Annotated in this window: 15 protein-coding genes, 1 pseudogene and 1 riboswitch; of the genes and pseudogenes, 5 read left to right on the top strand and 11 right to left on the bottom strand. The window is 67.6% G+C overall.

Translation table 11 applies throughout. The annotated features are described in order from the left end of the window. Positions 1 to 25 precede the first annotated feature (25 nt). Entirely contained in the window at positions 26 to 700 is a 675-nt protein-coding gene (locus PHQ87_RS07700; RefSeq protein ID WP_300232741.1) for a CotH kinase family protein, read from the top strand. Positions 701 to 720: 20 nt separating this feature from the next. Here PHQ87_RS07700 and rsmA read toward each other — a convergent pair whose 3' ends face one another. The 3 genes from rsmA to PHQ87_RS07685 form a co-directional block, all read right to left on the bottom strand. Beyond that, on the bottom strand, positions 721 to 1,518 hold the full coding sequence (gene rsmA, locus PHQ87_RS07695) for a 16S rRNA (adenine(1518)-N(6)/adenine(1519)-N(6))-dimethyltransferase RsmA (RefSeq protein WP_300232739.1): 798 nt from the start codon (positions 1,516 to 1,518) through the stop codon (positions 721 to 723). 31 nt (positions 1,519 to 1,549) lie between these two features. Beyond that, the gene (locus PHQ87_RS07690; protein WP_300232743.1) at positions 1,550 to 2,815 is read right to left on the bottom strand and encodes a peptidylprolyl isomerase; all 1,266 of its coding nucleotides are present in this window, start codon (positions 2,813 to 2,815) and stop codon (positions 1,550 to 1,552) included. Between the two features lie 139 nt (positions 2,816 to 2,954). After that, positions 2,955 to 5,396 (bottom strand): LPS-assembly protein LptD, encoded by a 2,442-nt coding sequence (locus PHQ87_RS07685; RefSeq protein WP_300232737.1) that lies wholly within the window; start codon positions 5,394 to 5,396, stop codon positions 2,955 to 2,957. 188 nt (positions 5,397 to 5,584) lie between these two features. Here PHQ87_RS07685 and PHQ87_RS07680 point away from each other — a divergent pair, with 188 nt between their 5' ends. After that, complete coding sequence (locus tag PHQ87_RS07680) at positions 5,585 to 6,664, top strand: phosphotransferase (RefSeq protein WP_300232735.1); 1,080 nt, start codon at positions 5,585 to 5,587, stop codon at positions 6,662 to 6,664. Between the two features lie 7 nt (positions 6,665 to 6,671). Next, the gene (locus PHQ87_RS07675) at positions 6,672 to 7,391 is read left to right on the top strand and encodes a 16S rRNA (uracil(1498)-N(3))-methyltransferase (protein ID WP_300232733.1); all 720 of its coding nucleotides are present in this window, start codon (positions 6,672 to 6,674) and stop codon (positions 7,389 to 7,391) included. An 8-nt stretch (positions 7,392 to 7,399) separates the two neighbouring features. Here the strand turns inward: PHQ87_RS07675 and PHQ87_RS07670 are convergent, their stop codons facing one another. Next, positions 7,400 to 7,753 carry a hypothetical protein gene (locus PHQ87_RS07670; protein WP_300232731.1) on the bottom strand — a complete coding sequence of 118 codons (354 nt, stop codon included), beginning with the start codon at positions 7,751 to 7,753 and terminating at the stop codon, positions 7,400 to 7,402. A 95-nt stretch (positions 7,754 to 7,848) separates the two neighbouring features. Here PHQ87_RS07670 and PHQ87_RS07665 point away from each other — a divergent pair, with 95 nt between their 5' ends. After that, positions 7,849 to 9,024 carry an MFS transporter gene (locus tag PHQ87_RS07665; protein WP_300232729.1) on the top strand — a complete coding sequence of 392 codons (1,176 nt, stop codon included), beginning with the start codon at positions 7,849 to 7,851 and terminating at the stop codon, positions 9,022 to 9,024. Positions 9,025 to 9,072: 48 nt separating this feature from the next. Here the strand turns inward: PHQ87_RS07665 and PHQ87_RS07660 are convergent, their stop codons facing one another. From PHQ87_RS07660 to PHQ87_RS07645, 4 genes are all read right to left on the bottom strand, one after another. Beyond that, positions 9,073 to 9,933 (bottom strand): alpha/beta hydrolase, encoded by an 861-nt coding sequence (locus tag PHQ87_RS07660; RefSeq protein ID WP_300232727.1) that lies wholly within the window; start codon positions 9,931 to 9,933, stop codon positions 9,073 to 9,075. A gap of 18 nt (positions 9,934 to 9,951) precedes the next feature. Beyond that, positions 9,952 to 11,550 (bottom strand): M20/M25/M40 family metallo-hydrolase, encoded by a 1,599-nt coding sequence (locus tag PHQ87_RS07655; protein WP_300232725.1) that lies wholly within the window; start codon positions 11,548 to 11,550, stop codon positions 9,952 to 9,954. Between the two features lie 94 nt (positions 11,551 to 11,644). Continuing rightward, positions 11,645 to 12,226: a methionine biosynthesis protein MetW gene (gene metW / locus PHQ87_RS07650; protein WP_300232723.1), complete on the bottom strand. Its 582-nt coding sequence runs from the start codon at positions 12,224 to 12,226 to the stop codon at positions 11,645 to 11,647. Beyond that, a complete protein-coding gene (locus PHQ87_RS07645) occupies positions 12,219 to 13,400 on the bottom strand; it encodes a homoserine O-acetyltransferase (RefSeq protein WP_300232722.1) in 1,182 nt (393 codons plus the stop codon). The genes metW and PHQ87_RS07645 overlap by 8 nt, the downstream gene beginning before the upstream one ends. A gap of 52 nt (positions 13,401 to 13,452) precedes the next feature. After that, a riboswitch (SAM riboswitch) is annotated at positions 13,453 to 13,528 on the bottom strand. A gap of 227 nt (positions 13,529 to 13,755) precedes the next feature. Between PHQ87_RS07645 and PHQ87_RS07640 the strand changes: the two genes are divergently transcribed. Then, positions 13,756 to 14,142: an RNA-binding protein gene (locus PHQ87_RS07640; RefSeq protein WP_300232720.1), complete on the top strand. Its 387-nt coding sequence runs from the start codon at positions 13,756 to 13,758 to the stop codon at positions 14,140 to 14,142. A gap of 170 nt (positions 14,143 to 14,312) precedes the next feature. On the opposite strand, the gene PHQ87_RS07635 is transcribed toward PHQ87_RS07640, so the two are convergent. The 3 genes and pseudogenes from PHQ87_RS07635 to PHQ87_RS07625 form a co-directional block, all read right to left on the bottom strand. After that, a complete protein-coding gene (locus tag PHQ87_RS07635) occupies positions 14,313 to 15,587 on the bottom strand; it encodes an NAD(P)/FAD-dependent oxidoreductase (protein WP_300232718.1) in 1,275 nt (424 codons plus the stop codon). Between the two features lie 15 nt (positions 15,588 to 15,602). Next, positions 15,603 to 15,977: a class I cytochrome c gene (locus PHQ87_RS07630; RefSeq protein ID WP_300232716.1), complete on the bottom strand. Its 375-nt coding sequence runs from the start codon at positions 15,975 to 15,977 to the stop codon at positions 15,603 to 15,605. Between the two features lie 119 nt (positions 15,978 to 16,096). Further along, positions 16,097 to 16,234, bottom strand: a pseudogene (locus tag PHQ87_RS07625) (short-chain dehydrogenase); the annotation flags it as partial.

Here is a 16,234-nt window from a genome sequence, read left to right as displayed (position 1 = left end):
GGTCTGGCGACGCAAGCAGGACCCCATGGGCGACACCAAGTGGCGCTGGATCCTGCAGGACTTCGACCGTGCCTTCGAGTCGCCGCGCCACCCGACGCTCACGGGCGCCCTGGCCGAACTCGGCCCCCTGAACAAGCCGCACCTGGCGTGGAGCACCGAGCTGTTTCGCCTCCTGATGGGCGACCGCCGGTTCAGGGCCGCCTTCATCCGTCGCTACACGGACCTGCTCAACTTCCACTTCACCCCGGAACGGGTCATCGGCATCGTCGATCAATACGCGCAACAAATCGAGTCGGAAGTCCCCACCCATATCGCGCGCTGGCAGTCACACGACTCCCTCGATGCCTGGCGCCACAGCGTGGAGAGCTTGCGCGACTTTGCACGGAACCGCCCGGCCCTTGCCTTGAACGAGCTGCGGGACGTGCTGTCGCTGCCCGCCCCGGTCACCGTGACGGTGCCGGCCGTGCCGAAAGAGGCCGGTCACCTCGAAATCAATGGTTTCACCCTCTCCGGTGACCACGATTCGGCCCGGCCACTGCAGAGTTTTCCGGGCACGTCGCTGCGTCTGGTGGCCAAGGCGGCACCCTGTCATCGCTTTGCCGGCTGGAAGGGGCTGCAGGCGACGAAGCCCGTCCACGATCTCGTGGTCGGCCGGACGCCCATGGTGGTGGAGCCGGTGTTCGAACGCGAGTGCCACTGAACGCGGCTTGCCAGGCCGCGCTACGGCGTGGCCGGCTGCACCGCCTGCGCCAGCGCCACGTACTCGGCCACGGGCACCTCCTCGGCACGGCGCTGCAGATCGACGCTGCCAGCAAAGCCCCGTTGCTCAAGCCAGCGCCCCAGCGTGTGGCGCAGGATCTTGCGGCGCTGACTGAAGGCGACCTGCACCAGCTCGCCGAACAGCGCCCGGTCGATGGCCGGCGGATCGGCCAGTGGCTGCATGCGCACCACCGCGCTGTCCACCCTGGGGGGTGGGTCGAAGCACTCGGGCGGCACGAACAGCACGTTCTCCATCGCGTAACGCCACTGCAGCATCACCGACAGCCGCCCGTAGTCGGCCGTCGCGGGCCGCGCCACCATGCGGTCGATCACCTCTTTCTGCAGCATGAAGTGCTGGTCGGCCACGACGTCCACGTGGTCCAGCAGATGGAACAGGATCGGTGAGGAGATGTTGTACGGCAGGTTGCCGACGATGCGCAGGCTGCCCGGCGCTGAATCCTTCGCCTCCGCACCCAGGCGCTGTGCGAGGGCGGTGAAGTCCACGCGCAGCACATCGGACTCGACCACGTCCAGTTGCGGGTGCGCGCGCAGACGGGCGGCCAGATCGCGGTCCAGCTCGATCACGGTGAGGCGGCCAAGCCGCTCGACCAGCGGCTGCGTCAGCGCCGCCAGGCCAGGGCCGATCTCGACCATGGGATCACCGGGGCGCGGATCGATCTCGCGCACGATGGCGTCGATGATGGCACTGTCGCTGAGAAAGTGCTGCCCGAAACGTTTGCGGGCCCGGTGCTGTTTCATGAGGTCGGCCCGCCTGGGCAATGGTGAGCGTTCAAGGTTGCGGCGGGTCGCGGTACTCGACGAAGGCGCGGCCGCGGACATCCTCGCCCCAGCGGTCCAGCGCCTCGGCGGCCTTGCGCTCGCGCAGCATGGCACGGATCTGATCACGCTGCTCACGCTGGCTGACCTGCGTTTCACGCCGCTCGTCCACCCGGATCAGATGCACACCGAAGCGGGACACCGTGGGTGCGGACAGATCGCCCGGCCCCAGGCGGTTCATGACCTGTTCAAACTCGGGCACGAACTGCCCGGGCGCCGCCCAGCCCAGGTCCCCCCCGGCGGCGGCCGAGCCATCCTGACTGCTCTGACGGGCCAGTTCCTCGAAGCTGGCGCGCCCGGCCAGGATGTCGGCACGCATGCGCGCCAGACGGGCCACGGCATCGGCCTCGCTCAAGGCCGGTCCCGTGCGCAGCAGGATGTGGCGCGCGCGGGTCTGCACGACGGTGGCCGCCGGCAACCCCGCCTGTCCCTTGTCGTTGAGGCGCAGCACGTGGAAACCCGCCGGGCTTCGCACCGGCCCGACAATGCCGCCCTTGGGCAGGTCACGCGTGACCTGCACGAACAGCTCGGGCAGCCGGTTGGCGGGCCGGACACCGAAACGCCCACCCTCGGTTTTCTCCGGCGCATCGGAATACTCACGGGCCAGCGCGGCAAAATCGGCCCCGGCACGCGCCTTGTCGGCCGCCTGACGGGCACGGGCTTCCAATGCCTGGATCTGGGCGGCGGAGGCATTCTCGGGCACCAGCACCAGGATGTGCGACAGATCCAGCAGCAGATTGGCCTCGGTGCCACCGGTCTGCTCATGGATGTAGGCGTCGATGTCGGCCTCGGTGATGCGTACCCGGGCATCGACCTCGCGCTCATGCACCCGCTGCAACAGGATCTGATTGCTCAGCTCGGTGCGCAGCCGGTTGTGGTCGATGCCCTCGGCAGCCAGACGGCGGCGGAAATCCTCCAGGCTCATCTGGTTCTGCGCCGCGATGGTCCGCTCGGCGTCCTGCAGCGTCGCCTCGTCGACCCGGATACCGGTGTCGCGCGCCTGCTGGATCTGCGCACGCTCATTGATCAGCTGTTCCAGCACCTCCCGGGCCAACTGCGCCGGCGGCGGCAGCGCCGCACCCTGCTGGGCGAACTGCTGCCGGATCTGGAGCATGCGCTGGCGCACCTCGTTGTTGGTGATGGGCTCGGAATTGACCAGCGCCACGATGAAATCGGCCGTGCGCACCGATGTCGCACCACCGCTGCTGGCCGCCGGCATCGGCAAGGACAGCGCTCCGCCGCCCCGCGGGAGTTGGACCTGCGCCCACACCGACCCCGCCAGCCACAGCCCGGCCACAAACGCCGCGGCACGCCACCGCGAAGGAACGCGGCGCAGCCGCGCAGGGGGAAGCCTCATATCAGTCATAGTTTTCAAAGCGGCTGGGCACGATCTCGCCATCGCGCAAGGCCTTGTAGCGGGGGATGCTGGCGCCCAGGGTCTGCAGGGCACTGCCCCCGAGACTGGCAAAGCCGGGGAACTCCAACTGGAACATGATGCGCTTGTTGTCGGTGGTCGAGCTGGTCTGGCGGCGCTCCAGCACGACGCGCCCGAGCCAGCAGCCGGCGTCGTACTCGAAACCGGCAATGATCTCGAGCGGCTTCTTGTCGGTCACGCCATAGTTGACCCGCCCGACGGAGTACCACTGGCCAGGGCCAAAGGCCTTGCCATTGACCCGCTCGGGCAGAGAGCCCAACAGGTTCGACAAGGGCCACTGCCAGCCGATATCGACCTGCTCGCTCACGTTGCGCTGCACGCGATAGGCGAGGCTGAGCACCCGGTAGTCGCCCGGCGTGTAGCGCATGCCGATGGTCTTGCGCGAGGATTCGCGGGTTTCGTGGTTGAACTGGATGTTCGTGTCCAGTGACCAGTCCCGGGTCCACTGGACACGGGCCGCCAGCAGCATGTCGCTCAGGCCCTTCGGAATCACGGAGCGGCCCGGCAACGTGACTTCGATATCATCGAAGTAGTAGCGCTGCGCCAGGCCCACGCGCACGATCTCGGCACCGTCGCGGTCGTCGATCAGTCGCGAGCTGAGACCCAGCGCCATGGCCTTGAGGTCGGCGACGCGGTCGTTGCCGCTGTAGATGTCGTCGTAGAACATCGACATCATGTTGAAGTCCAGCGCGGCCGAATCGAAGTTGGGCAACGCACTCTGGTCGCGGAACGGCGTGTAGGTGAAAAAGGCGCGCGGCTCCAGCGTCTGGGTGAAGCCGCGGCCGAACATGCTGGCGTCACGTTCGAAGATCAGGCCGCTGTCCACGCTGAGCGTGGGGATGGCACGAGAGCGCGTCTGTTGCGTACCGGCGCTGTTGTCGAACCGGTATTGCGCCACGTTCAGCTTGGCACGGGGCTGCACGAACCAGCCCGGGGCCTGCCAGCGCCGCGTCAGCGTGGTCACACCCACCAGGCGATCGCCCTCGTTGACCACGCGCGTCCCGGCAGGATTGGTGAACGAGCGCCGGAACCGCGCCCCGGCCGAGCCGAACTGGAACTCCCAGTCGGACAGCCCGAACAACTCCAAGTCGCCGCGGCCGTAGCCCAGCTTGACGAAGGGCAACTGGTCGTATGGCGGCGTGATGAAGGACGCAGGATCCTGCAGCGTCTGGTAGGTCGCGGCCCCCACGCCCACACCCCAGTGGCCACGGCTCCAGGACAGGCTGGCACTGCTGGGCAGCAGCCGCGACCAGCGGCTTTCGCTGTTGAAGCGGTCGAAATCCTTCCAGTAGGCGTCGTCGCTGACGTGGTTGAGGTTGAGGTTGAGCCGAATCCCTCCGATGGGGGTGGACAGCCCCTGCACGTGCTGGTGCGAGTAGAACCAGCGGGTTTCGTCGCGCAAGCGGTCGGACGGCATCAGCGCCAGCTTGGCGGCACCGGTATAGCTGGGCTGCAGGTAGCGGAACAAGCCTTCCAGTTCGACACCCCGCTTGGCCATCAAGGTCGGCGTGAGGGTCAGGTCGTAGTTCGGTGCCAGGTTGAAGTAGTACGGCGCCTTGACCTCGAACCCGTTGGTCGAGTCGACACCGGCCGAGGGCGGCAGAAACCCCGACTTGCGTTCGTCCGACAACGGAAAGCTCAGAATCGGCGCGGCCAGGATGGGCACCCCCTTGAACTCCAGGACACCCGTATACGCCGTGCCGACTTTTTCCACCTGGTCCAGGTCGATGCGTTTGCCGCGCACCAGCCAGTCGGGCTCCCAACGCTGCCCCGGCGGCCGGGGGCAAGTCGAGTAGCGGCCGTTATGCACCTCGTAGTGGTCCTTGTCGATGAAGTCCACCCGCGTGGCGTCTCCCTTGCCCTCGTTTTCCAGCAGTACATATTCCGGCTGGTCGAAGTACCCCTTGTCGGTGATGGTGTTCAGCTCGAGGTAGGGCCCTTCGAACAAATCCCCTTCGCGCCGGATCCGTACACCACCCTCGGCCTTGCTGTCGCCGGTGGACTGATCGTGCTCGATGAGGTCGGCGCGGATCGAGGTATCGTGCCGACGCAACTCGGCACGGCCCCTGATGGTGATCTTGCCGTCGTTCTGGCCTTCGATCTCGTCACCGAACACAAAGCTCGGTGTCTGCCGACGCGCCTCCTGCGGCAGTTCCTCGCGCAACATGCCGCTGCCCTTGAGGCCAACACCACCCTCGGCCGCGGTGCCGACGGTTTGGGCGCTGACGGTCGTCGGGACGGCCAGCGCGGACAGCACCATGCCCGCAGCCAGCGCCTGCAACGCATGCGCGATCGGGGTGGGCTCGGGTTGACGGGTGGCCAGGACGCGGCACTGACGCTGGGGCGGTTTCGGTTCTTGGGTCACGGTGATCGGGTCTGTGAGGGTCAAGGACGGCCGGATCGTCGGGCGCGCCCGCAAGCGGACAGGGTGATCGCCCGATGCGCCAGCGGCGGCAGCCGGCCGCCGACACACCAGTAGAATCCGGGCCATTATCCTATGATGCCGGGCCGCCCACGAAGCGGCCGAATCTGCAGCCCGGCCGTCCCCCCGCCATGACCCCGTCCACGCCCCCGGTCACCTGGACCGACACCGCCCGCGAGCGGGCCTTTGCACAGTGGCTGGAAAGCCTGCGCACCACGCACCGGCTGGTACCGGCCAGCGTTCGGCCGGCCTCGGCCGACGCCAGCTTCCGGCGTTACCTGCGGGTGGACACGGCCGGTGGCGATGCCCGCATCATCATGGACGCCCCGCCGGACAAGGAGAACTGCCGGCCCTTTGTCCACGTGGCGGGCCTGATGCGCGAGGCCGGCCTGCACGTCCCCGAGGTGCTGGCCTGGGACGAGGCCCAGGGCTTCATGCTGCTGACCGACCTCGGCCAGGACACCATGATGGCGCGCATCGACCCCGCACAGCCGCAGGCCAACCAGGCGCTGTACCTGCAGGCCGTGGACACCCTGATCCGGTGGCAGACGGCATCGCGCCCCGGCGTGCTGCCGCCTTACGACGAAGCCCTGCTGCGTCGCGAGCTGCAACTGTTCCCGGACTGGTACCTGGCCCGGCACCGCGGCATCGCGGTCGAGGGGGCGGCGGCCCAGACGCTGCAGCGCAGCTTCGACGCCATCGTGGCGCACAACCTGCGCGCGCCGGCGGTGTACGTGCACCGCGACTTCATGCCGCGCAACCTGATGTGCGGCCGCACGCCGGACGAGCCCCTGGGCGTGCTCGACTTCCAGGACGCGGTGTACGGCCCCGTGACGTACGACATCGCCAGCCTGATGCGCGACGCCTTCCTGAGCTGGGAGGAGGACTTCGTCATCGACATCACGGTCCGCTACTGGGAGAAGGCGCGCAAGGCCGGGCTGATGGACTTCGAGGACTGGCACAGCGACTTCGGCGCCTTTTACCGGGCGGTCGAGTGGATGGGGCTGCAGCGGCACCTGAAGGTCGCCGGCATCTTCGCGCGCCTGACGCTGCGCGACGGCAAGCCGAAGTACCTGGCCGACACGCCGCGCTTCATCGCCTACCTCCGCGCCACCGCGCACCGCTACCGCGAACTGACGCCGCTGCTGCGCCTGATCGACGAGGTCGAGGGCCTGCAGGCGGCCAGTGGCTGGGCCTTCGGCCGCGTCTGAGGGTGCCATGCCCCGCATCTTCTGCCCCGCTCCGCTGACCGCCGGCGCCGAGCTGGCGCTGCCGCCGGCGGCGGCGCGCCATGTGCAGGTATTGCGCCTGCAGCCCGGCGCCGCGCTGACCCTGTTCAACGGCGACGGCGGTCAATGGCAGGCCACCATCGTGCGCATGGGACGGCAGGAGGTGCTGGTGCGGATCGGTGCGCACGAGGCCACGGAGCGCGAACCGGCCCGGCGCGTGCACCTGTTCGTGGGCATGCCGGCCAACGACCGCATGGACTGGCTGGTGGAAAAGGCGACCGAGCTGGGCGTGGCGGCCATCCAGCCCCTGCACACCGAACGCAGCGTGCTGCGCCTGGCGGGCGAGCGTGCCGCGAAAAAGCAGCAGCACTGGCAGCAGGTGGCCGTGGCCGCCTGTGAGCAGTGCGGCGGCAACCGGGTGCCGGTCATTGCCCCCGTCGCCGACATCGAGGCGATGCTCAAGGCGCCAGCAGCCACCGACCAGCGCTTCGTCCTGTCACTGGCCCCGGGGCACATCCCCCTGTCCACCGTGCTCGGCACCCTGCCGGCCGACGCCTCGCTGAGCTTCCTCAGTGGCCCCGAAGGCGGACTCAGTGAACGGGAAGAAACCAGGGCACTGGACGCCGGCTGGCAGCCGGTGAGCCTGGGTTCACGCGTGCTGCGCGCCGAAACCGCCGCGCTCGCGGCCCTGGTGCTGGCGCTGGGTTGAGCCCCCGTTCAAGCCGCCGGCATCGGCATGGGCTTGCCGTCGTTGAGGAACAGCCAGCCCTTGACGATGCGGTAGACAAACCAGACGAAGCCGGCCAGCAGGATGAACAGGCCCACCCCGAAGATCAGCGTCAACGCGCCCAGCACCCCCCAGAGCAGCGAAAACCAGAAGGTGCGGATCTGCCAGCGGAAGTGGCTTTCCAGCCAGGTGCCCGCGACATCGTCACGCTTGACGTAATTGATGATGATCGCCACCAGGCAGGTGATCCCCACCAGAATGGACGCCGCGTACAGCGCGTAGATCACGTGTGTCAGCTTGCGATTGGCCTCATCCTGGACCACCACGCCGTCGGTTTCATTCATCGGAACCTCCTCATGCCACGGTGCCCGTGACTGCGTGCACCTGCTCCGCACTATAACGGCGCGGGATCCGTCGATCCGTGTATAAACGACGACTTATGAAAAAGAATCTCTGGCTGCTGGCCATCGCGCAAGGGCTGTTCCTGACCAACAACGTGGTGTTCATCGCCATCAACGGACTGGTCGGCCTGTCGCTGGCACCGAAGGGCTGGATGGCCACGCTGCCGGTGATGGGTTACGTGGTCGGCGGTGCGCTGGCCACACCGCTGGTGGCGCGCACGCAAAGCGCCTTCGGCCGCCAGGGCTCATTCCAGATCGGCCTGCTCGTCGCGCTGGCCTCGGCGCTGCTGTGCGCCTGGGCCGCCTTCACACAGCAGTTCTGGTGGTTGGTGACCGCCACGCTGATCGCCGGCTACTACAGCGCCAATGGCCAGCTTTACCGCTTTGCCGCGGCCGAGCTGGCGGCGCCGGATTTCCGCGAGAAGGCCGTGTCGCTGGTGCTGGCCGGCGGCCTGGTGGGCGCGGTGCTGGGCCCCAACCTGGCCAGCCGCACGCGCAACCTGTTCGAGGTGCCGTTTGCCGGCGCCTACCTGGCACTGGCCGCGATTGCCGTGATCTCGATGGTGGTGATGGCGTTCATCCGTTTTCCGCCGGTACCGGCGCGCCGCAGCGGCGCCGATACGGGCCGGCCGCTGGCGGTCATCATGCGGCAGCCGGTCTTCATCGTGGCCACCGCCGGGGCGGCGCTGGGCTACGGGGTGATGAACCTGCTGATGGCCGCCACGCCGCTGGCCATGGATGTGTGCGGCTTTGCGTTCGACGACGCCGCCCTGGTGCTCGAGTGGCACGTCATCGGCATGTTTGCGCCCGGTTTCTTCACCGGACACCTGATCCGGCGCTTCGGTGTGCTTCCCATCATGGGCGCGGGCGTGCTGCTGAACCTGGCCTGCATCGGCATCGCCCTCTCGGGTGTCGAGCTGCACCAGTTCCTGATCGCGCTGTTCCTGCTCGGCGTGGGCTGGAACTTCCTGTTCACCGGCAGCACCACCCTGTCGCTGCAGGCCTGGCGGCCGGAGGAAAAAGACCGCGCACAGGCGGCCATCAATTTCTTCGTGTTCGCCACCATGGCCGTCACCTCGTTCGCCTCCGGCGCCCTGGTCACCACGCAGGGCTGGACGCTGCTGAACATCGGCTCGCTGGCGCCCGTGGTGCTGACCGGTCTGGCCCTGGTCTGGCTGGCATGGCGTCGACGCGAGGCGGCACGGGCGGCCTGAGCCGGTGCGCCACCGGGTGAGTGCCGGTGGTGCCCGGGCCGTGGCTGCTCAGCCCCGCCCGGATCGCACCTGCTGGCCCAGCCAGGCGCGCAGCGCGCCGTAAACCGGCGACGGGTCGCTTTCGTTGAAGATTTCGTGGTACAGGCCGTCAAAGCAGCGGCTGGCCACGCGCGCACGCGGCGCCGCCGCAGCGAAATCGCGGCTGCCCTGCGGGTTGACCAGGTGGTCGTCGCCCGCATACAGGAGCAGCGTCGGCACCGGCCAGCGCGGCGCCGCCGCCAGCACCTCGGGACCCCGCAGGGCAATGAAACGCGCCAGCCGGGCGGAAATGCGGTCGTGGACCCGGACATCGTCACGGTAGGCCTGCACCACGGCCGGGTCGTGCGAAATGCGGGACGGATCCAGCCCATTGCCCAGCGTCCAATCGGGCGCCCAGCGGTACAGCAGGCCGATCAACCCCTTTTTCACCCGCCCCAGGCCGGCATCGAGCGCGGGCGAGGACAGCACCAGGGCATCGACCGGCGCCCTGTTCTGTTGCACGAAAGCCGCGCAAACCAGACCGCCCATGCTGTGCCCGAGCAGAATCAGCGGGCAGGACCACGGCTGGGCCAGGTGGCGCCGGGTGTCGTCCACCACTTCGGCCAGGTCTTCCAGCAGGTCGTCGTCGTCCGACAAGGTACCAGGCTTGCCACCGGATTCCCCGTGGCCACGCTGGTCGTAGGCGCGCACGATGAAGCCCCATTCGTTCAGACGCTGGGCCAGTGGATCGTAGCGCCAGGCGTGCTCACCCAGACCGTGGACGATCAGCACCACGGCCAGCGGACGCTGGCGCCTGGGCAACGGCCAGTCGTACAGCGCGATGTTCAGCCCGTCGCGCAGCGTGAAAGGCGCCTGGATGGTGTCGCTCATGCAGTACCACGCCGGCTGTCAGGGCATGCGCGCGATCACCTGGGCCACACAGGCCGTGAGCCGGCGCGCATAGTCCAGGTGCAGGAACTCGTTGGGCCCGTGCGCATTGCTCTTGGGCCCGAGCACGCCGCAGACCATCATCTGCGCCGTGGGAAAACCCTGGCTCAGCAGGTTCATCAACGGGATGGTGCCGCCCTGGCCAATGGTGCCGCAACCGGCGCCGAAATGCGCCTGCGAAGCATCCTGCAGCGCCTGCTCGAACCAGGGCGTGGCGGCCGGTGCATTCCAGCCGCTGGCGGCCCCCTCGCCCTCGAAGGTGACCTTGGCCTGGTATGGCGCGTTGTCCTCCAGCAGGGCCTTGAGCTGCTGCACCGCCTGCGATGCGTCCACCAGCGGCGGCAGGCGCAGGCTGAGCTTGAAAGCGCTGTAGGGACGCAGCACATTGCCGGCATCCCGGAGCGCGGGGAAGCCCTCCGCGCCGGTGACGCTCAGCGTCGGTCGCCAGGTGCGGTTGAGCAGGGCCTCGACCGGATCGGTGGTGGTGGGCAACGCGAACAGCGTGCTGCCGCCGCAGTCGTGGTGCGCCCACGGAAAGCGCTTGTAGAGCTCGTCGCCCAGGATGGCGGCGGTGGCACGTGCCTGCGCGAGGCGCTCGGCCGGTACCTCGCAATGGAAGCTGGCCGGCAGCAGACGGCCGGTGGCGCTGTCTTCCAGGCGGTCGAGCACCTGGCGCATGATGCGGAAGCTCGAGGGCACCAGACCCGAGGCATCGCCCGAGTGGATGCCCTCGGTCAGCACCTCGACCTTGAGGGTGCCGCTGGCCATGCCGCGCAGGCTGGTGGTGAGCCAGAGCTGGTCGTAGTTGCCGGCGCCGCTGTCCAGGCAGATCACCAGGCCGACGTCGCCCAGGCGCGGGCGCAGGGCGTCCACGTACGGCATCAGATCGACCGAGCCACTTTCCTCCGAAGTCTCGATCAGGCCGACGATGCGCGGGTGCGCCACGCCCTGGGCCTTGAGGGCCTGGATGGCGGCGATGCTGGCATAGACCGCGTAGCCATCGTCGGCGCCGCCGCGCCCGTAGAGCCGGCCATCCTCGATCTTGGGCGTCCAGGGACCGAGGTCACTGCGCCAGCCGTTGAACTCGGGCTGCTTGTCCAGGTGGCCGTACATCAGCACCGTCTGACCCGAAGAACAAGGGCCCCCACGCTCCGCCGCTGACGCGGGTCGCTGCCCCCCGAGGGGGCTGATCCCGCCTGGGGGCGGCCCGGCGGCGGGATCGTCGCCCCCACGCTCCGCCGCTGCGCCCACGCCTTCACTGGCCGGCACCTCGAAGAACAGCACCGGTGTGCGCGGCCGGCCGCTGGCATCGTTCAGGCGCACGATCTCCAGCGTCAGGCCCGGTACCTGCTGCGCACGCACCCAGTCGGCGGCCGACTGCAGCACGCGCTCGAGCAGACCGTGCGCAACCCAGTCGGCGTCGAAGGCCGGCGACTTGGCCGGTACCTCGATATAGCGGACCAGCTCGGGAACGATGCGTTCACGCCAGGCGCTGTCGATCAGCTTCTGGGTGGCGGAGGGCTCCAGGGCCAGGGCCTGGGCAGGCAGACGGGCATTCATCGGGTGGCCTCTTTGCGTGCGCGGACAAGGGGCAAAGAGACCAGTATAGGCAGACTGGCCGTGTTTGGGCAGTCCGGTCCGGCCGGTCTCGGGCTCAGCTCGATACTTTGAACACGGCGGTGTTCGCCAGCAGATTGGGCCAACGGCGAATCACCTCGCCATCGCTCAGGCCAAAGCTGTCCTCCACGCGCAAACCGCAACTGCGCGCCAGCACCTCGAAATCGGCGTAGGTGCCGACCCGGATATTGGGTGTGTCGTACCACTGGTAGGGCAAGCGCTTGGTCACGGGCATGCGGCCGCGCAGCACATTCAGCCGGTTGGGCCAATGCGCGAAGTTGGGAAAGGCGATGATGCCGATGCGGCCCACACGCGCCGTCTCGCGCAGCATGGTTTCGGCATTGCGCAAATGCTGCAGCGTATCGATCTGCAGCACCACATCGAAGCTGTTGTCACCGAACATGGTCAACCCGTCCTCCAGGTTGAGCTGCAGCACGTTCACGCCACGCCGCAGGCAGGCCTGCACCTTGGCATCGTCGATCTCGACCCCGTAGCCGGTACAGCCGCGCATGGCCTGCAGATGCGCCATCAGGGCGCCGTCGCCGCAACCGAGGTCCAGCACCCGCGACCCCGGGGGCACCAGACGCGCCACGCTGTCCATCACGCTTTGCTCAGCCATTGGCCACCTCCGCGACGCGCGCCACCGTTTGTTCGAAGTACGCCCGCACCGCGGCGTGGTAACGCGCATCGTCGAGCAGGAAGGCATCGTGTCCGTGCGGCGCATCGATTTCGGCGTAGCTCACATCACGCCCGTTGTCGAGCAGTGCCTTGACGATCTCGCGGCTGCGCGCCGGTGAAAAGCGCCAGTCGGTGCTGAAGCTGATCAGCAGAAAGCGGGCCTGCGCGCGCGCCAGTGCCGCGCTCAGGTCACCTTCGTATTCGCGCGCCGGATCAAAGTAGTCCAGCGCCCGCGTGATCAGCAGGTAGGTGTTGGCGTCGAAGTACTCGCTGAACTTGTCGCCCTGGTAGCGCAGATAGCTCTCGATCTGGAACTCCACGTCCTGCGTGCTGTAGCGGTAGGCCAGCTCGGCCACCGCCGCCGGGTCGGCATCGTCGGCCGGTCGCAGCGCACGGCCGAACTTGGCGTTCATCACGTCGTCGCTCAGGTAGGTGATGTGGCCGATCATGCGCGCGATGCGCAAGCCACGCCTCGGCAGGGTGCCATGGCGCAGGTAATGGCCACCGTGGAAATCCGGGTCGGTCACGATGGCGCGACGCGCCACCTCATTGAAGGCGATGTTCTCGGCCGTCAGGTTGGGCGCACTGGCCACCACCACAGCATGCCGCACACGCTCGGGGTACTGCAGCGTCCAGCTCAGGGTCTGCATGCCCCCCAGGCTGCCGCCCATCACGGCCGCCAGGGTCTCGATGCCCATCGCATCGAGCAGGCGTGCCTGGGCATCGACCCAGTCCTCCACCGTCACCACCGGAAAGTCCGCCCCCCAGGGCTGGCCGGTGGCCGGGTTCACATGCGTCGGGCCAGTGGAGCCGAAGCAGGAACCCAGGTTGTTGACGCCGATGACGAACCAGCGCCGGGTATCCACCGGCTTGCCCGGCCCGATCATGTTGTGCCACCAGCCTTCGCTGCGGGGAATCGCCTGCCCCTTGGCGTCCACGTGCACCCCGGCCACGTGGTGGCTGGCATTGAGGGCGTGGCAGATCAGCACCGCATTGGACTTGTCGGCGTTGAGCGTGCCGTAGGTCTCGACCATGAGCTCGTAGGCCGGCAGTACCGCGCCGCTGCGCAGCGCCAAGGGCTGGTCGAACCGGTAGGTTTGGGGCGTGGCGATCACGATGGCATTTCCCTGGCTGGCTCCGAAAACGAAAAACCCGGTGCCGCCAAGAGGCAGACCGGGCATCTCCCCTTTAGCGGCATTTCTAAAGCGCCCGCAATCCGGAACAAATCGGCGCTGTGGCCAGTATACCGGGAAGCACGCATGTGTTGCAAAAGCGCATCGGTGCGGCAAGTGCCACCGTTCGTCGGAAAAAAACACACTGGCGGCGGGATGTTCAGCGCATAATGGTTTTGCGAGCGTCCAAAAACGCTGGCAAGTTCGGTGATCGGTCGGTTTCGGGTGCTACAGCTTTCTTGTGTGCTGACGGGGCTCCATCGCTATTTCTCTCTGTGTTTCCTTAGGAGTCCCTCACATGGGCAACAAACTGTACGTCGGCAACCTGCCTTACACGGTGCGCGACGACGATCTGCAACAAGCCTTCTCGGCGTTCGGTGCCGTCAGCAGCGCCAAGGTCATGATGGAGCGCGACACCGGCCGCTCCAAGGGCTTTGGTTTCGTCGAGATGGGCAGCGATGCAGAAGCCCAATCGGCCATCGAGGGCATGAACGGCCAATCGCTGGGCGGCCGCAGCCTGGTGGTCAACGAGGCGCGTCCGATGGAGCCGCGTCCCCCGCGCACCGGCGGCTTCGGCGGCGGTCGTCGTGAAGGCGGCTTCGGCGGCGGTATGGACGGCGGTTTCCGCAGCCCCTACGGTGGCGGTGGCCGCCGTGACGGCGGCGGTGGCCGCGGCGGCTACTGATCGATCCCCCGACGGTCCTGTTGACAGCCCGCAGCGGCTGATCGGTCAGGACCCATGCGGTGAACGGTCGGCCCTCGTTTGAGGGCATCCCCTGAAGAAGGCTGGCGCAGGCATGCACCAGCCTTTTTTGCTGGCCGCCGCCTGCGGCGGCGATGCCATCCGGGCCATACTCAGCCCATCGTGTCACTGAGAATGTTGCTCGCCCAGGCCATGGCGTAGATGCCCTCGGTCACATTGGGCGTATCCGACAGGCCGCCGGCCCCCTGCGCCGGCACCATCGTCTTTTTCCCCGCGTCGTAACGGTAGACCGATGCCACATGGATGACCTCGGTCTGCGACACGAAGCTGTAGCAGGTGTTGGCAATGATGGGCTTGTCCGGCACCGGCCAGCCCCGGCTCAGCGCGGCAATGGCACCCGCGCAAACCTTGCCTTCCTGGTTCGCCATGTGCCCCGACTTGGGCATGCCCGGCGCACCGGCGATCGAGTCGCCCAGCACATGCACCCGCTCGGCCACCTGCGACTCGTAGCTGAGGAAGTCCACCCCGCACCAGCGCCCGCCCACATTGGCCAGGCCGCTGTCACGCGCGATCGCCCCCGCGCGCTGCGGCGGAATGACGTTGAGCACATTCCCGCGCACCTTCCCCTGCATGTCGAACTCGAGCACGCCAGCGGCGGCGTCGACCGCCTTGAGATCGGCATTCGGCACGTACTCGATCTGGCCCGCATAACGGTTTTTCCAGACCGCCTCGAACAGGCCCTTCTTGGCCTGAATCTCGGGGTTGGCATCGAACACCAGCAGCTTGGACCCGGGTTTGCGCAGCTTCAGGTAATAGCCGATCAGGCTGGCGCGCTCATACGGCCCCGGCGGGCAGCGGTAGGGCACCTTCGGGATGGTCATCACCACCACGCCGCCATCGGGCATGGCCTGCAACTGGTTGCGCAGCAACTGTGTCTGCTCGCCCGCCTTCCAGGCGTGCGGCACGCGGGCCTGCTGTGCCGCCGACGTCAGGCCCTCGATACCGTCGTACACGTAGTCCACGCCCGGCGACACGATGAGACGGTCATAGGGCAGGCGCTGGTCGCTCCCGGCAATGACCACCTCGCGCCGTTCGGTGTCGATGGCCTGCGCGCGCGCCTTGATCCACTGCAGCCGGTGTTTTTCAACAAAACGCGAGTACGGCCGGCTGATGTCGCGCAGCTGCAGCCCGCCGTGGATGACCCGGTTGCTCATCGGGCACATGATGAACTCGCTGGCCGGCTCCACCAGGGTGATGTTCAGCGCCGGGTTGAACTGACGCAGGTAGCGAGCGGCCGTTGCGCCGCCAAACCCACCACCGATGACAACCACCCGCTCGCCGGTCTGGGCGGACAGCCTCAGCGGCATCACACTGGCAGCGGTTGCCACCCCGGCACCCAGAAACTGGCGTCGTTGCAATCCGGACATGCGTACTCCGTCCATTTACTTCAGGGATGCGAAATACGCAGCGATGCTGGCCAGCTCGTCGTCGCTGTAACCTTTCGCGTGCTGCGACATGATGGTTGATGGCCGCTGGCCCAGCTTGTAGGCCAGCAAGCGGCCCAGCAGTTCGTTGGCATCACGCCCGCCGATGGTCAGCCCTGTGCCCTCGGCACGCCCCTGCGGGCCGTGACAGGCCATGCAACTGGCCGCCCACAGTTGCACCTGCAGTTCCTGCACGTTGCTGGCCCCGGGGCCTGTCTGCGCCTGTGCCGCCAGGGTGATGCAGGAGGCCAGCGCCACACACCACCGCTGCAGCCTGCGCGAGCACGACGTCAGTTCGAAGGATCCTTCCCGGATTTTGGTATTTAAGTGCATATATTCGAAACTACTCGTAAATTCATTCGAACAGAATCATGGATAACCAGCATGTGTGGCCTATGGGCGTCGGACCGCTGCTGGCACGCCACAGGAGAACCGCTGCACCCGGCTGCGGCTCAGACGCCATCGGTCTGGCGGTGCTTGCGAGGCCGCCCCTGCAACAGACGATCGAACAGCGGATTGGGCAGCAGGCGCAGCAGCTTGGCCACCACGCCCATCTGCCAGGGAATCACACGGTAGCTGTCGCCCGCCTC

The organism is Hydrogenophaga sp. (assembly GCF_028698005.1).
Taxonomy (GTDB): Bacteria; Pseudomonadota; Gammaproteobacteria; order Burkholderiales; family Burkholderiaceae_C; genus Hydrogenophaga.
Note: the sequence above shows the minus strand (reverse complement) of the source record. Positions and strands in the feature narration are given on the sequence as shown.

Coding starts and splice junctions, on each gene's coding strand:
- PHQ87_RS07670 (WP_300232731.1), bottom strand. CDS start 7,753: ATGAATGAAACCGACGGCGTGGTGGTCCAGGATGAGGCCAATCGCAAG.
- metW (WP_300232723.1), bottom strand. CDS start 12,226: ATGGCTGAGCAAAGCGTGATGGACAGCGTGGCGCGTCTGGTGCCCCCG.
- PHQ87_RS07665 (WP_300232729.1), top strand. CDS start 7,849: ATGAAAAAGAATCTCTGGCTGCTGGCCATCGCGCAAGGGCTGTTCCTG.
- rsmA (WP_300232739.1), bottom strand. CDS start 1,518: ATGAAACAGCACCGGGCCCGCAAACGTTTCGGGCAGCACTTTCTCAGC.
- PHQ87_RS07700 (WP_300232741.1), top strand. CDS start 26: ATGGGCGACACCAAGTGGCGCTGGATCCTGCAGGACTTCGACCGTGCC.
- PHQ87_RS07680 (WP_300232735.1), top strand. CDS start 5,585: ATGACCCCGTCCACGCCCCCGGTCACCTGGACCGACACCGCCCGCGAG.
- PHQ87_RS07690 (WP_300232743.1), bottom strand. CDS start 2,815: ATGCCGGCGGCCAGCAGCGGTGGTGCGACATCGGTGCGCACGGCCGAT.
- PHQ87_RS07655 (WP_300232725.1), bottom strand. CDS start 11,550: ATGAATGCCCGTCTGCCTGCCCAGGCCCTGGCCCTGGAGCCCTCCGCC.
- PHQ87_RS07675 (WP_300232733.1), top strand. CDS start 6,672: ATGCCCCGCATCTTCTGCCCCGCTCCGCTGACCGCCGGCGCCGAGCTG.
- PHQ87_RS07640 (WP_300232720.1), top strand. CDS start 13,756: ATGGGCAACAAACTGTACGTCGGCAACCTGCCTTACACGGTGCGCGAC.
- PHQ87_RS07630 (WP_300232716.1), bottom strand. CDS start 15,977: ATGCACTTAAATACCAAAATCCGGGAAGGATCCTTCGAACTGACGTCG.
- PHQ87_RS07660 (WP_300232727.1), bottom strand. CDS start 9,933: ATGAGCGACACCATCCAGGCGCCTTTCACGCTGCGCGACGGGCTGAAC.
- PHQ87_RS07635 (WP_300232718.1), bottom strand. CDS start 15,587: ATGTCCGGATTGCAACGACGCCAGTTTCTGGGTGCCGGGGTGGCAACC.